The sequence below is a fragment of the Haloferax sp. SDI50 genome, assembly GCF_059802635.1.
Map to the genome: position 1 here is coordinate 296,957 of NZ_JBPULL010000001.1, position 12,706 is coordinate 309,662.

The window sequence follows — 12,706 nt, forward strand, 5'->3', positions numbered from 1 at the left end:
GATTCGCTGTCGGGTACGCAGTACCAACCTCCGTCCGACCGTGCCACGCCGCCTGTCACGCGGCCGCGTCGGCGGTCCCGTCGGACGGCCGATGGCTGTCTGCCTGTCCGCCGAGCGCCCAGCCGAGTCGGTAGACGAGCGACCCGGTTGCGAGCGTCACCAGCGCCCAGACGACGAGCAGAATCCCGAGAAAGAGGACGCCGTAGCCGCCGACGGGGACCATCGGAAGCGCGAACGCCGTGGGTGCGGCGACGATGGCGAGCGACAGCAAACGCGTGCTCCCGTCACGTCGGGCCGCGTAGCCGAGGGGCAGAAACAGCACGACGGCGGCCTCTAACGCGAGCGCGCTGACCGAGAACCACGGGTTCGGCCCCGGCATCGCAATCGCGGTTGCGACCGCGAGCGCGATTTGCGGCCCGACGGTCGCGGCGACGAGACGGCGGAACCCGAGCGCCCCGGGCCGGGCCGCCGAGACGACGCCGAACGCGACGAGTTGGAGTGCGAGGAGCCACGCCATCGCGGCGACGCTCCCGGAGAACGCCCGGACGGCGAGGAGACAGAGGCCCCACAGGACGCCGAGTGCCGCAACGGGGAGTCCGAAGCGCCGCGCGCCGCGCTCGTCGTCGAACCGGCGGTCGAACTGCCGGACGAGGAGCACGCCGACGATGAGCACGAGCGTCGGGACGACCGCGACCCACGCGAGGTTCGTGAGGACACCGGGGCCGGAGTCGGCGGCGAGGCTGGCGTAGGCCGCGGCCGCGGTGGCAAGCCCCGCGTCGGGGCCGAACGTGAGGTACGTCTGGCTTCCGATGCTCGACGCGCCCTCGTCGGCGGCGCTCCAGACGGCGGCCGTCCCGTTGGTCCGCGTCTCGGCGGGCGCGGTGAGGAGCGCCGACCCCTCGGGGCCGGTGACGACGAATCGGTCGGCATCGACGTAGACGGTGCCCCTGACCCCGTCGTCGTGGAAGTAGTCCACGACCAGCACGTCGCCGTAGCCGCGGGACGCCATCCCGGGGACCTCGAACGTCACGACCGCGGTGTCGCCGTCCATCCGGGCTTCGAGGCGTCTGCGATCGTCGGTGAACACGCGGTGGTCTTCGAAGGTCCGGCGGACGACGCGGTCGAGCAGTTCGGGGTTCTCGCGGAACGTCGCGGCCGACTCGTCGTCGAGGTCGACACGGGCGGTCCACGTCCCGCTCCGGTCGTCGTTGACGCGGACTCGGAGCGTGCTCGATTCGACGGTGAGCGGGACGCCGGCGGCGTCGGCCGTCTCCTCGAACGTCTCGCCGCAGACGCCGCAGACGGCCTCTGGTGGGGGTCGCGCTTCGGCCGGGGCGCTTCCGACCGGGAGTCCGGCCAGCGCGACGAGGAGCGCGAGGGTGACGAGCGCGAGGGTGCGAGAGCGCATTCACCGATAACATTCAGGCTTATTGATAAGTATCTTCTCCCCGAGTCGGGGAGGCGTCGCATTCGCGGAAACGACACCCCTTTTCGTTCGCCGCCAAAAAGCGAGTCCATGGATCCGAAGCGGGAACTCACGAGCGTCGACCTCGCGGCCCTCGTCACCGAGTTGAACCGGTACGAGGGCGCGAAGGTCGACAAGGCGTACCTCTACGGCGACGACCTGCTTCGCCTCAAGATGCGGGACTTCGACCGCGGTCGGCTCGAACTCCTCCTCGAAGTGGGCGAGATAAAGCGCGCGCACCTCGCCGCACAGGAGCACGTACCGGACGCTCCCGGTCGGCCGCCGAACTTCGCGATGATGCTCAGAAACCGGCTCAGCGGGGCCGACTTCGCGGGCGTCGAGCAGTACGAGTTCGACCGCATCTTCACGTTCACGTTCGAGCGGGGCGACGAGAACACGAAAATCGTCGTCGAGCTGTTCGGACAGGGCAACATCGCGGTGCTCGACGAGACGGGCGAAGTCGTCCGCAGTCTGGAGACGGTGCGACTCAAGTCGCGGACGGTCGCACCGGGGTCGCAGTACGAGTACCCCGCCTCGCGGCTCGACCCCCTCACCGTCAGCCGCGACGCCCTCGGCCGGAACATGGAGCAGTCCGACACCGACGTGGTGCGGACGCTCGCGACGCAGTTGAACCTCGGCGGCCTCTACGCCGAGGAACTGTGCACCCGCGCCGGCGTGGAGAAGACCCTCGATATCGCTGACGCCACCGACGACGACTACGACGACATCTACGACGCCATCGTCGACCTCCGCGAGCAGGTGCGCGCCGGGGAGTTCGACCCGCGGCTCTACCTCGACGACGACGGCGAAGTCGTGGACGTGACGCCCTTCCCGCTGCGCGAACACCAGAACGCCGGGCTCGACGAGGAGGCCTACGACACGTTCAACGACGCGCTCGACGAGTACTTCTTCCGGCTCGATTTGACCGCCGACGAGCAGGAGGCGACCTCCGACCGCCCGGACTTCGAGGAGCAAATCGCCAAACAGCAGCGCATCATCGACCAACAGGAGGGCGCAATCGAGGGCTTCGAACAGCAGGCCCAAGACGAGCGCGAGCGCGCCGAACTGCTGTACGCCAACTACGACCTCGTCGACGACGTGCTGTCGACCGTCCGCGGCGCGCGCGAGGAGGGCGTCCCGTGGGACGACATCGGCGCGACGCTGGAGGAGGGAGCCGAACAGGGCATCCCCGAGGCCGAAGCCGTCACGAACGTCGACGGCGCGAACGGCACGGTCACCGTCGACCTCGACGACGCGACCGTCACCCTCGACGTGTCGATGGGCGTCGAGAAGAACGCCGACCGCCTCTACACCGAGGCAAAGCGCATCGAGGAGAAAAAGGAGGGCGCGCTGGCGGCCATCGAGGACACCCGCGAGGAACTGGAGGCCGTAAAGAAGCGCCGCGACGAGTGGGAGGCCGACGACGGCGACGACGAGGAAGACGAGGACGAAGAACCCGAGGAGACCGACTGGCTCGCGCTCGACTCGGTTCCCGTCAAATCCACGGAACACTGGTTCGAGCGGTTCCGCTGGTTCCACACCTCCACGGGCTACCTCGTCGTCGGCGGCCGCAACGCCGACCAAAACGAGGAGTTAGTGAAGAAGTACATGAGCAAGCACGACCGCTTTTTCCACACGCAGGCCCACGGGGGGCCGGTCACGCTCCTGAAGGCCACGGGACCGAGCGAACCCGCGCAGGCGGCCGACTTCTCCGACGAGACGCTCCGCGAGGCCGCGCAGTTCGCCGTCTCGTACTCCTCCATCTGGAAGGAGGGTCGCTTCGCAGACGACGCCTACATGGTCGAGCCCTCGCAGGTGTCGAAGACGCCGGAGTCCGGCGAGTACATCGAAAAGGGGAGCTTCGTCATCCGCGGCGACCGCGAGTACTTCGAGGACGTGCCCGCGAAGGTCGCGGTCGGCATCCAGTGCGAAGACGAGACGCGGGTCATCGGCGGCCCGCCGTCGGCAATCGAGACGCGCGCGGAGACGACGCTGACGCTCACCCCGGGGCAGTACGCCCAGAACGACGCCGCGAAACTGTGTTATCGTCGGCTCCGCGAGCGCTTCGCAGATAAGTCGTTCGTCAGAAAAATCGCGTCACCCGACCAGATTCAGGAGTTCCTCCCGCCGGGCGGGAGCGATATCGCGGACGAGTGAACGTCACCGCCGTCCGTCGGTAATCGGGAGCTAGACGGCTTAATGTTCAATTATTCGGTCACGTCGGGTACAAGATTATATACTTTCTCGTCGTAATGTTGCTTCGAGCGCGCGTGTCAACCCGCGGTTCTCACGCGGCCGAACGGCCGGTGGGTGGGTGGTGGCGCTCGGTGAAACATCATGATTTCAGAATCACTTTCGTATCCTCGCAACGACGAGAATTGGCTCAAGACAGTCCTCATCGGTGGGGTGCTCAGTTTCCTTGGGTTCCTCATCGTACCGACGTTCCTCGTCATTGGCTATCTGCTCCGCGTCGTCCGCGCGACGATGAAGGGCGACGAGCAACCGCCGGTGTTCGACGACTGGGGTGACATGGCCGTCGACGGCGTGAAAGGCTTCGCCATCGCGTTCGTCTACAGTGTCCTCCCGCTCATCATCATGAGCGTGTTCGTCGGGTCGGCCATCATCGGCATCTTTGTCGGCGGTGGCTCCGACACCGCGGGCATCTTCGGCGGCATCGTGACTCTCGTCGGGCTCCTCGTCTCGCTGGTGCTCGGCCTGCTCGCCGCCTACGTCGTCCCGGCGGCACTGGCCAACTACGCTGAGACCGACCGACTCGGGTCCGCCTTCGACGTCGGCGCGCTCAGACCCGTGCTCACCTCGGGCAAGTACGCCACCGCGTGGCTCACCGCCTTCGTGGTGCTGTTCGCCGTGTCGGTCGTCCTCAGCCTGCTCAACGTCATTCCGCTGTTGGGGCAACTGCTCAGCTTCGTCCTCGGCCCGTTCGTCGCGTTCTACGCGGCCGTCGCCGCCTACTACATCATCGGCCAGACGTGGGGCGAACTCCACGAGGTCGAGATGATGGACGAAGGCGAGACGCCGGGCGAACAGCCCGCCGTCTGAACTATCAGCGAGAATTCGAATTTTCGACGGAATATCTAAGCCGATAGCGCCGCGACACCCCAACGGTATGCTCTCCGACGCGCTGTGGTTTCTCAAACGAAGCGACGACTGGGTTGCGACGACCATTATCGGCGGGGTTCTCTGGCTGCTCTCTGTGTTGATATTCCCAGGGATTATCCTCCAAGGCTACTTCGTCAGGGCGATGCGGGCGGCCGCGAACGGCGAGCAGGCCGCGCCCTCATTCACGGACTGGGGCGAACTGTTCGTCGACGGCCTGAAGCTGTTCGTGGTGACGTTCGTCTGGGCGTTAGTGGCTATCGTCCCGGCGATACTCCTCTCGGTCATCATCGGCATCGGCACGTTCACGGTCTCCGAGGCGGCGACGGGGAGTGCGGCGGCGTCTTCCGCGGGCGGCGTCGGGCTCGGTATCGCCTCGCTCGTCCTCGGCCTCCTCGTGTTCGTGCTCGGACTCCTCGCGGCCTACATCGGGCCGGCCGCCGGAGCGAACTTCGCCATCGAAGGCAACCTCGGGGCCGGCTTCGACGTGCGCACTATCCTCTCCGGCGCGTTCACCGGCGAGTACGCCGTCGCGTGGTTGCTCGCGCTCGTCGTCACGGTCGTGCTCGGCTTCATCGGTGGTCTCCTCTCGGCCATCGTCGTCGGCTTCTTCGTCCTGTTCTACGTGCAGGTGATGACGTACTACCTGTGGGCGCGCGGCTTCGCCGACGCCACCGGCAAGGGCCGACAGTCGACCGGATGGTAGGGTAGCTCGGTAGCGATTGCGGGGGCCCGCGATAGCAGGACTCTTTTCCGTTCCCCGACGACCGGACGTGTATGCGCATTTCGAGCCGCGGTCGCGGCGAGGAGGGGCGCGAGCGAATCACGCTCGTCCCCGAGAACGTCGACGACCTCTGGCACCTCTCGTACGTCCTCGAACCGGGTGACCTCGTCTCCGGCGACACCACCCGCCGCATCCAGCGCGACGACGAGCAGATGCGGGACACCGGCGGCGAGCGCGAGCACCTCAACGTCACCATCGAGGTCGACGACGTGGAGTTCGCCCGCTTCGCCAACCGACTCCGCGTCGGCGGCGTCATCGTCTCCTGCTCCCGCGAGGACCAGCTCGGCCACCACCACACGCTCAACGTCGAGGAGCGCGCCGAGATAACCATCGAGAAACAGTTCAAAGCAGACCAGATAGACCGCATCGAGACGGCCGAACAGGCCGCCGAGAACCCCGACGTGGCCATCGCGACCGTCGAGGAGGGCGCGGCCTACATCCACACCGTCGCCCAGTACGGCACCGAGGAGTACGCCTCGCTCACGAAGCCGACGGGGAAAGGCGAGTACGCCCGCCCGCGGTCCGAACTGTTCGACGAACTCGGGTCCGCGCTGTCGCACCTCGAGGTGGACGCCATCATCCTCGCCGGGCCGGGCTTCACGAAGAACGACGCGATGGACTACTTCGAGAACGACTTCCCCGAAGTCGCGGAGACCATCGTCACGACCGTCGACACCGCCGGCGTCGGCGACCGCGGCGTCCACGAGGTGCTCAAGCGCGGCGCGGTCGACGACGTGCAGAAACAGACCCGCATCGCCGAGGAGGCCAACCTCATCGACGAACTGATGGAGAACATCTCGACGGGCGCGAAGGCGGCCTACGGCGTCGAACAGGTCGCGGAGGCCGCGGATTTCGGCGCGGTCGAGCACCTGCTCCTCCTCGACTCCCGGCTCCGCGCGGAGCGACAGGGCGACGGCGACTGGGACGTGGACGTGAACGACATCATCGACTCGGTCGAACAGAAGGGCGGCGAGGTCACCGTGTTCTCCGCGGAGTTCCAGCCCGGCGAGCAGTTGAAGAACCTCGGCGGCATCGCCGCAGTCCTCCGGTACCGGCTCCAGTAGCCCGCCTCCGCCGCCACCGCCGGAGAAACCGTTTAGCCGCGGGAAACCAACGTCTAGTCGTGATGCGGAGGGGGCTCTCGGAGGCGACGAAGCGGGTCGACCGCTGGCTCGACCGGGTGTTTTTCGCCGCGTGGGAGGTGTCGGTACTGGCGATTCCGACCCTCTGGATTCTGCTTTTCGCGACGCCTAGAGCCGCGGTGTCGCTGTCCGGCCTCACCGCCCTCGCGGCGAGCGCCGTCGCCGTCGGCACCTTCCGCGGCGGCTACGTCAGAACCGGGTCGTGGCCGCGCCCCGGTCACCTGCCGACGCTCCCGATTCGCTCGGCGTACTACAGCCTCGTCGTCGGTGGCACGGCCCTGCTCGGCGCGTTCGCGCAGACCGAACTGGGCGCGTTCTGGCCGGGTGTCGTCGTCCCGGCGGTCGTCGGCGTCGGCGCGCTGGCGTTCGTCCCGGTCGTCCTCGCCGGGACCGAGCGGGTCGCACGCCTGACGGTGTGACCGGCCCGCCGACGCTTACTGCCCGGTGAGCGACTCACTCGCCGGCGAGAAGTCGATGGTCGTCCCGAGTCCCTCGTCGCGCGCCTTCTCGTAGAGCATGTGCGCCGCGGCGACCGTCTCGATGCCCGTGCCGCCGCTGTCGAAGACAGTTATCTCTTCTCTGTCCTCGCGGCCGGCGGCGACGCCCGCGACGACCTCGCCGAGTTCGGCGTGGATGTGGTCTTCGTCGACGACGCCGGCCTCGACGGCGGCGAGGAACGACCCGGCGTCCATCGTGGCGCGCTCGCGGAGGTCGGGGACGTACGTCGCGCGCTCGATGGTCGTCTCGTCGAGTTCGCGCTTTTCGGGGTGGTACTGACCCATCGCGGTGACGTGCGTGCCGGGTTCGAGCAGGTCGCCGTCGAACACCGGGTCCGTGGCGGTCGTGGCCGTGACGACGATGTCCGCGCCCTCGACGGCCGCGGCGCTGGAGGCGACGGCCGCGACGCTGGCGTCGAGCGTGCGGTCCATCTCGCCCGCGAACGACTCGCGGCTCTCCTTCGTCGGCGAGTAGACCCAGACGCTGTCGAGGTCACGGACGGCTGCGGCGGCCCGAAGCTGTCCGCGGGCCTGCGCGCCGCTCCCGATGAGCGCGAGCGTCGAGGCGTCGTCGCGGGCGAGGGCGTCGATGGCGACGCCGCCGGCCGCGCCGGTCTTGAAGGGGTTCATGCTCGCGCCGTCGAGGAGCGCCAGCGGCTCGCCGCTCTCCGCGTCGAAAAGCGGCGTCATGAACCACGCGTCCTCCGCGCCGAAGCCGGCGGAGTACATGTAACCGCCCATCGCGCCCGTCTCGGGCAACACGGCCGCGTAGGAGGTGAGCATGCCCGGCGGCTCCCGGTTGAACAGCTTCGTCCGCGGCTCGGCCGGCGCGCCCTCGCCGCGCTGTCGGTAGCCCCCGCGGACGGCCTCGACGTACTCGGCCGGCGTCGCCAGTCCGCTAATCTCGTCGCTCGTGAGGAACAACGTCGCTGTCATGGTCGGAAAAACGAGACCTGCGGTCAAAACCCTGCGGGCCGGCGAACCAGCCGGGCGGGCGTGCGATAGGGATTAGTCGGCGTCGAGGACCGACGGAGAAGGCGCGTCAGCGGCGTTGGGACCGGCGTGTTCGTTGAGGCGGGACGGAGACGGCGACGAGGGCCCGTTCACGAAGAGCGCGTGGCCGGTGAGGAGCGCGGCCACGCCCGCAGCCATCGGCACTGCCGTGGTCAACTGCAACCCGGCGACGGTAAGCGTGCCGGTGATGCCGAGGAGTGCGAGCGGGATGAGCCCAAGAATGTAGTCGTAATATCCGGTCATAATATATACTATACTACGGACGTAAGTGGTATAATTCTTTCCCATAGATGACTGATACTGTTTTTGTGACCACTGAGTAGCTTTCTCATAACTTATGAGCGAATAATCGAACGACGGCGACGGGGTTGAACGCTACAAATAACATCACAGATTCGATACTGTGGATTGTGCCTCTCGCCCGAACAGTCGGTCCGGGACTCGCGTCGGCTGCCGGAACTCCACACGGTTATGGGAGTCGGTACCGTGGCCGGAGACGTGAACCGTAACGACCGCTCCATCGTCGCGTTGGTGATGCTCGCCCACGGGATGGTCCACACGTACGAACTGTCCATCCCCATCTTCGTAGCCATCTGGCTCGGGGAGTTCGCGAGCATCGACCTCGGTCTCGCGACGGTGCCAGTCACGACCGCCTCGCTGGGCGTGATGACGGGACTCGGCTTCGCGCTGTTCGGGCTCGGGGCGCTCCCCGGCGGCATCCTCGTCGACCGCGTCGGCTCCAAGCGTCTCATCGTCGCCTGCCTCCTCGGGATGGCCGGGTCGTTCGTCCTGCTCGCGCTGTCACCGAACCTCGTCGTCGTCGCGCTCGCGCTCCTCGTCTGGGGCGCGGCGGCCAGCGTCTACCACCCCGCCGGACTCCGCCTCATCAGCACCGGCGTCGAGGAACGCGGGACCGGGTTCGCCTACCACGGCATCGCCGGCAACATCGGCATCGGCTTCGGTCCGTTTCTCACCGCGCTCCTCTTGCTGTTTTTCGACTGGCATCTCGTCGCCGGCGTGCTCGCGCTCCCGGCGCTCGCGGCCGCCGCGCTCGCCACCCGCGCCAACTTCGAAGAACAGGCCGCGGTCGCCGCGGCCGACGGCGGTGAGGGCGGTGACCCCGGCGATGGCGACACCGGCGGCGACGGCAAAGCCGGCGCGGGCGTCGAGTCGTTCGCGGAACTGGTCTCGCAGTCGAAGCACCTCTTCGCCGGCGGCTTCGCGCTCGTCTTCGCGCTCGTGATGTTCTCGGGGCTCTACTACCGCGGCGTCACGACGTTCCTGCCGGACCTCCTCGGCTCGGTCATCGGCATCGAGCCGATTCCGGTGTCGGCGCTCCTGCCCGCCGGCCTCGTCTCCGGGTCGGCCGGCCGCGCGCCGACGCTCGACGTGGAACTGTTCGTCTACGCCGGCCTCCTGACGGTCGGCGTCTTCGGGCAGTACGTCGGCGGCAAGCTCACCGACCGCATCAGGACCGAGCGCGGCATCGTCGCCGGCTTCGGCGCGCTCGCCGTCATCGCCGTCGCCTTCCTCCCCGTGGCGAGTCTCGGCGTCGGCCCGCTCCTCGCCGTCTGTGCACTGCTCGGTTTCTTCCTGTTCATGGTCCAGCCGTTCTACCAAGCCACCGTCGCGGAGTACACGCCCGCCGGGCTTCGAGGGCTCTCCTACGGCTTTACCTACCTCGGCGTGTTCGGCGTCGGTGCGCTCGGCGGCGCTATCGCCGGTTACATCCTCACGGTCGCTGATTCGACGGCGCTGTTCGCGGTCCTCGCGGGGTTCGCGGCGGCCGCGACGCTCCTCGGCGTGACGCTGTTGCGACGGCGGCCGACGCCCGCCTAACTCCGGGTCGAGCGGGAGGCCCTCCGGGTCGGGCGGGACGGCCGGCAGAAAATACGGTTTCGGTCGGTTCCCCGGTGCGGTTCGGGAGGTCCGAACTCGGCGCTCGGCGTTCGACGCTCAGACGAGCTTGAAGTACAGCGTCCGCCAGACGCCGAGGGCGACGGAGCCGAGCACCAGCATGACCGCGACGAACGTGAGTTCGACGCCGCCTTCGAAAAGCGGCGTCCAGCGAATCGCCATGCCGACGACGGTCGCCGCGAGCCACGAGCGGACGCCGAGCGGGACGGCCGATTTCGCTGATTCCGCCGCGCCTGGTGAGTACGCGCCCAACAGCGGAGCGGTGACGAGCCACCCGATGAGGAACGGGACCGCGGTAAGCACCCAGCCGACCGGGTCGGCCGAGAGGTACGACACTCCGTTGTGCTGAATCACGCCGACGGTGACGAGGAGGAAGATGGCGAGCACGTCGCCCACGGCGATGGGTAACGCCCCGGCATCGAGTCGCTCCTCTAAGAACGACGTCGAGGTTGCCATAGGCGTGGATTCGTCGCCCCCCTAATGGCTTTCCCGTTTTTTTCCGACCACCGTGTACTCGAAGCCGCGTTCGACCACCTCGGCCTCGAAGCCGACGCGTTCGAGAAAGCGCACGAGTTCGTCGGGCGCGGCGAACGCCGACCCGAAGCCGACGACGCGCTCGGCGGCGACCAGGCCCCGGCCGAGGAGCGTCTCGGGGTCGAACTCGTTGACGGCGAACACCCCGCCGGGCGCGAGCACGCGGAAGACCTCCTCGGCGACGCTCCGCTGGTTCGGCATGTGGTGGAAGGCGTCCACGACGGTCACGGCGTCGAGGGCGTCGTCAGCGAAGGGGAGTTCCCGTGCGTCGCCGCGGACGCAGTCGAGACCCCGCTGGCGCGCCCGGCGGAGCATCCCGGCCGAGCGGTCGAGGACGATTCGCTCGGGAACGTCGAGCGCGAGGGTCGCCCGCCCGGAACCGCCGCCGATGTCGACGACGCGCTCGACATCCCGGTCGGCGCGGTCGAGCGCGGTGCCGAGCGCGCCGGGGTCGGCCGGCGGCATCACGAGGTCGTAGACGGGTGCGAAGCGGTCGAAGAACCGAACGTCGCCAGCGCCGTGCATGGCAGACGCCACGGCTCCGCCGGGGAAGGTTCTTGCGCGCGGCGACCCCAGTTCGGCCATGGAGTTCGACCTGCTCGGGTGGCCCGAAGACGGGCCGCGACTCCGCCTCGACTACCGGCGGTTCGCCTACGCGGGGAAGTTCGTCACCGCGGCGACGGGAAAGACGGTGCTCCGCGACCCCGACGACTCCCTGCCGCCCCTCGACGACGACCGACCCGCGCCGACCGGCGGTCCCGATTCCCTGCCGCCGCTGGCCGAGGACGTGGTCGCCGCGGTCGCGTTCAACGAGGACCGGACGGACCCGACGACGCTCTGGTTCCGGTACGTCACGGTCCGACGGGACCGCCGGGGGGACGGACTCGGCCCCGACCTTCTCCGCCGGACCTGCGACGCCGCCGCCGACCGCGGCTACGAGACGGTCCGCATCGCCGCGAACAACCCCTTCGCCTACGAGGCGTGCCACAAGGCCGGGTTCGGCTTCACGGGCCGCGAAACGGGCTTCGCCGAGTTGGTGCTGGAGCGCCCCGCCGGCGCGCCCGCGGCGGTCTCTCGCGAGGCGTACCAGTCCGGACTCGACCGCTATCGCGCCCGCGACCTCGACGACCCGGAGCGGGCGTTTCTCGCAGAGCGAGAGGGCGTGGGACCCCCCGAAACCGACCGCCTTCACTCGGACGATTGAAACCCTCGGCCCCCGAAGGCCGAGCAAATGGGAAACGCAGACCTGCGGACGCTCGCCGCGCTCTCCGAGGTGTCGTTCGACGAGGTGTCCGGGAGCGTCGTCGCCGTCGACGCCCACAACTGGCTGTACCGCTATCTCACGACGACGGTCAAGTGGACGAGTTCGGAGAAGTACACCACCGACGCGGGAGAAGAGGTCGCCAACCTCGTCGGCATCGTCCAAGGGCTCCCCAAGTTCTTCGAACACGACCTGACGCCCGTCTTCGTCTTCGACGGCGGCGTCACCGAGATGAAAGACGACGAGGTGGCGAAACGCCGCGAACAGCGCGAGAAGGCCGAGGAACGGCTCGAAGCGGCGCGTGAGGCGGGCGACGCGGTCGAGGCCGCCCGGATGGAAGCCCGGACCCAGCGGCTCACCGAGACGATTCAGGACACTAGTCGCGAACTCCTCTCGCTTCTGGACGTGCCCGTGGTCGAAGCGCCCGCCGAGGGCGAGGCGCAGGCGTCCTACATGGCCCGTAAGGGCGACGCCGACTACGTGGGCAGCGAGGACTACGACACGCTCCTGTTCGGCGCGCCCTACACGCTCCGACAACTGACGAGCAAGGGGAACCCCGAGCTGATGGACCTCGACGCGACGCTCGACAAACACGGCATCACCCACGAGCAACTCGTCGATATCGCCATGCTCTGCGGGACCGACTTCAACGAGGGTATCACGGGAATCGGACCGAAGACGGCCGTGAAAGCCGTCACGGAACACGGCGACCTCTGGTCGGTCCTCGAAGCCCGCGGCGACACCATCCCCAACGCCGACCGGGTGCGCGAGTTCTTCTTGGACCCGCCGGTCACCGACGACTACGGCTACGACACCGACATCGACCCGGACGTGGCCGCCGCCCGCGAGTTCGTCACCGAGACGTGGGAGGTCGACCCCGAGGAGGTCCGCCGCGGCTTCGAGCGCATCGAGGAGTCGGTCACGCAGACCGGCCTCGACCGCTGGACGTAGGCCGCGTTCGCGCCGAGCCGACAG

Annotated in this window: 13 protein-coding genes; 8 read left to right on the forward strand and 5 right to left on the reverse strand. The window is 68.3% G+C overall.

Annotated features, from left to right (window positions below):
• Positions 1-55 precede the first annotated feature (55 nt).
• Entirely contained in the window at positions 56-1,408 is a 1,353-nt protein-coding gene (locus ACSR87_RS01500) for a hypothetical protein (protein WP_498529260.1), read from the reverse strand.
• A gap of 108 nt (positions 1,409-1,516) precedes the next feature.
• On the opposite strand from ACSR87_RS01500, the gene rqcH reads away from it, so the two are divergent.
• From rqcH to ACSR87_RS01525, 5 genes are all read left to right on the forward strand, one after another.
• Positions 1,517-3,622 (forward strand): ribosome rescue protein RqcH, encoded by a 2,106-nt coding sequence (gene rqcH, locus ACSR87_RS01505; RefSeq protein ID WP_498529261.1) that lies wholly within the window; start codon positions 1,517-1,519, stop codon positions 3,620-3,622.
• Positions 3,623-3,802: 180 nt separating this feature from the next.
• Positions 3,803-4,525, forward strand: coding sequence for a DUF4013 domain-containing protein (locus ACSR87_RS01510; RefSeq protein ID WP_498529262.1), 723 nt, complete (start codon positions 3,803-3,805; stop codon positions 4,523-4,525).
• A 67-nt stretch (positions 4,526-4,592) separates the two neighbouring features.
• Positions 4,593-5,288 (forward strand): DUF4013 domain-containing protein, encoded by a 696-nt coding sequence (locus ACSR87_RS01515; RefSeq protein ID WP_008578115.1) that lies wholly within the window; start codon positions 4,593-4,595, stop codon positions 5,286-5,288.
• A 71-nt stretch (positions 5,289-5,359) separates the two neighbouring features.
• Positions 5,360-6,430, forward strand: coding sequence for an mRNA surveillance protein pelota (locus tag ACSR87_RS01520; protein ID WP_498529263.1), 1,071 nt, complete (start codon positions 5,360-5,362; stop codon positions 6,428-6,430).
• A 62-nt stretch (positions 6,431-6,492) separates the two neighbouring features.
• Entirely contained in the window at positions 6,493-6,927 is a 435-nt protein-coding gene (locus ACSR87_RS01525) for a DUF8215 family protein (protein ID WP_498529264.1), read from the forward strand.
• 15 nt (positions 6,928-6,942) lie between these two features.
• Here the strand turns inward: ACSR87_RS01525 and ACSR87_RS01530 are convergent, their stop codons facing one another.
• Positions 6,943-7,941 carry an ornithine cyclodeaminase family protein gene (locus ACSR87_RS01530; protein ID WP_498529265.1) on the reverse strand — a complete coding sequence of 333 codons (999 nt, stop codon included), beginning with the start codon at positions 7,939-7,941 and terminating at the stop codon, positions 6,943-6,945.
• A gap of 72 nt (positions 7,942-8,013) precedes the next feature.
• The gene (locus ACSR87_RS01535) at positions 8,014-8,262 is read right to left on the reverse strand and encodes a DUF8015 family protein (RefSeq protein WP_004044694.1); all 249 of its coding nucleotides are present in this window, start codon (positions 8,260-8,262) and stop codon (positions 8,014-8,016) included.
• 228 nt (positions 8,263-8,490) lie between these two features.
• Here ACSR87_RS01535 and ACSR87_RS01540 point away from each other — a divergent pair, with 228 nt between their 5' ends.
• The gene (locus ACSR87_RS01540; RefSeq protein WP_498529266.1) at positions 8,491-9,858 is read left to right on the forward strand and encodes an MFS transporter; all 1,368 of its coding nucleotides are present in this window, start codon (positions 8,491-8,493) and stop codon (positions 9,856-9,858) included.
• 117 nt (positions 9,859-9,975) lie between these two features.
• Here ACSR87_RS01540 and ACSR87_RS01545 read toward each other — a convergent pair whose 3' ends face one another.
• Positions 9,976-10,392 carry a DUF3054 domain-containing protein gene (locus tag ACSR87_RS01545; protein WP_004061238.1) on the reverse strand — a complete coding sequence of 139 codons (417 nt, stop codon included), beginning with the start codon at positions 10,390-10,392 and terminating at the stop codon, positions 9,976-9,978.
• A gap of 21 nt (positions 10,393-10,413) precedes the next feature.
• The gene (locus ACSR87_RS01550) at positions 10,414-10,995 is read right to left on the reverse strand and encodes a class I SAM-dependent methyltransferase (protein ID WP_498529267.1); all 582 of its coding nucleotides are present in this window, start codon (positions 10,993-10,995) and stop codon (positions 10,414-10,416) included.
• 58 nt (positions 10,996-11,053) lie between these two features.
• Between ACSR87_RS01550 and ACSR87_RS01555 the strand changes: the two genes are divergently transcribed.
• Both ACSR87_RS01555 and fen read left to right on the forward strand, forming a co-directional pair.
• Positions 11,054-11,674: a GNAT family N-acetyltransferase gene (locus tag ACSR87_RS01555; protein ID WP_498531015.1), complete on the forward strand. Its 621-nt coding sequence runs from the start codon at positions 11,054-11,056 to the stop codon at positions 11,672-11,674.
• Positions 11,675-11,701: 27 nt separating this feature from the next.
• Positions 11,702-12,682 carry a flap endonuclease-1 gene (gene fen / locus ACSR87_RS01560; protein WP_498529268.1) on the forward strand — a complete coding sequence of 327 codons (981 nt, stop codon included), beginning with the start codon at positions 11,702-11,704 and terminating at the stop codon, positions 12,680-12,682.
• Positions 12,683-12,706: the final 24 nt, after the last annotated feature.

Bases quoted from the DNA above. Each gene is read 5' to 3' on its own strand.
- ACSR87_RS01555 (WP_498531015.1), top strand. From the start codon at position 11,054: ATGGAGTTCGACCTGCTCGGGTGGCCCGAAGACGGGCCGCGACTCCGC.
- ACSR87_RS01525 (WP_498529264.1), top strand. From the start codon at position 6,493: ATGCGGAGGGGGCTCTCGGAGGCGACGAAGCGGGTCGACCGCTGGCTC.
- ACSR87_RS01540 (WP_498529266.1), top strand. From the start codon at position 8,491: ATGGGAGTCGGTACCGTGGCCGGAGACGTGAACCGTAACGACCGCTCC.
- ACSR87_RS01535 (WP_004044694.1), bottom strand. From the start codon at position 8,262: ATGACCGGATATTACGACTACATTCTTGGGCTCATCCCGCTCGCACTC.
- ACSR87_RS01510 (WP_498529262.1), top strand. From the start codon at position 3,803: ATGATTTCAGAATCACTTTCGTATCCTCGCAACGACGAGAATTGGCTC.
- ACSR87_RS01520 (WP_498529263.1), top strand. From the start codon at position 5,360: ATGCGCATTTCGAGCCGCGGTCGCGGCGAGGAGGGGCGCGAGCGAATC.
- ACSR87_RS01500 (WP_498529260.1), bottom strand. From the start codon at position 1,408: ATGCGCTCTCGCACCCTCGCGCTCGTCACCCTCGCGCTCCTCGTCGCG.
- ACSR87_RS01515 (WP_008578115.1), top strand. From the start codon at position 4,593: ATGCTCTCCGACGCGCTGTGGTTTCTCAAACGAAGCGACGACTGGGTT.
- ACSR87_RS01550 (WP_498529267.1), bottom strand. From the start codon at position 10,995: ATGCACGGCGCTGGCGACGTTCGGTTCTTCGACCGCTTCGCACCCGTC.
- ACSR87_RS01545 (WP_004061238.1), bottom strand. From the start codon at position 10,392: ATGGCAACCTCGACGTCGTTCTTAGAGGAGCGACTCGATGCCGGGGCG.
- ACSR87_RS01530 (WP_498529265.1), bottom strand. From the start codon at position 7,941: ATGACAGCGACGTTGTTCCTCACGAGCGACGAGATTAGCGGACTGGCG.
- fen (WP_498529268.1), top strand. From the start codon at position 11,702: ATGGGAAACGCAGACCTGCGGACGCTCGCCGCGCTCTCCGAGGTGTCG.
- rqcH (WP_498529261.1), top strand. From the start codon at position 1,517: ATGGATCCGAAGCGGGAACTCACGAGCGTCGACCTCGCGGCCCTCGTC.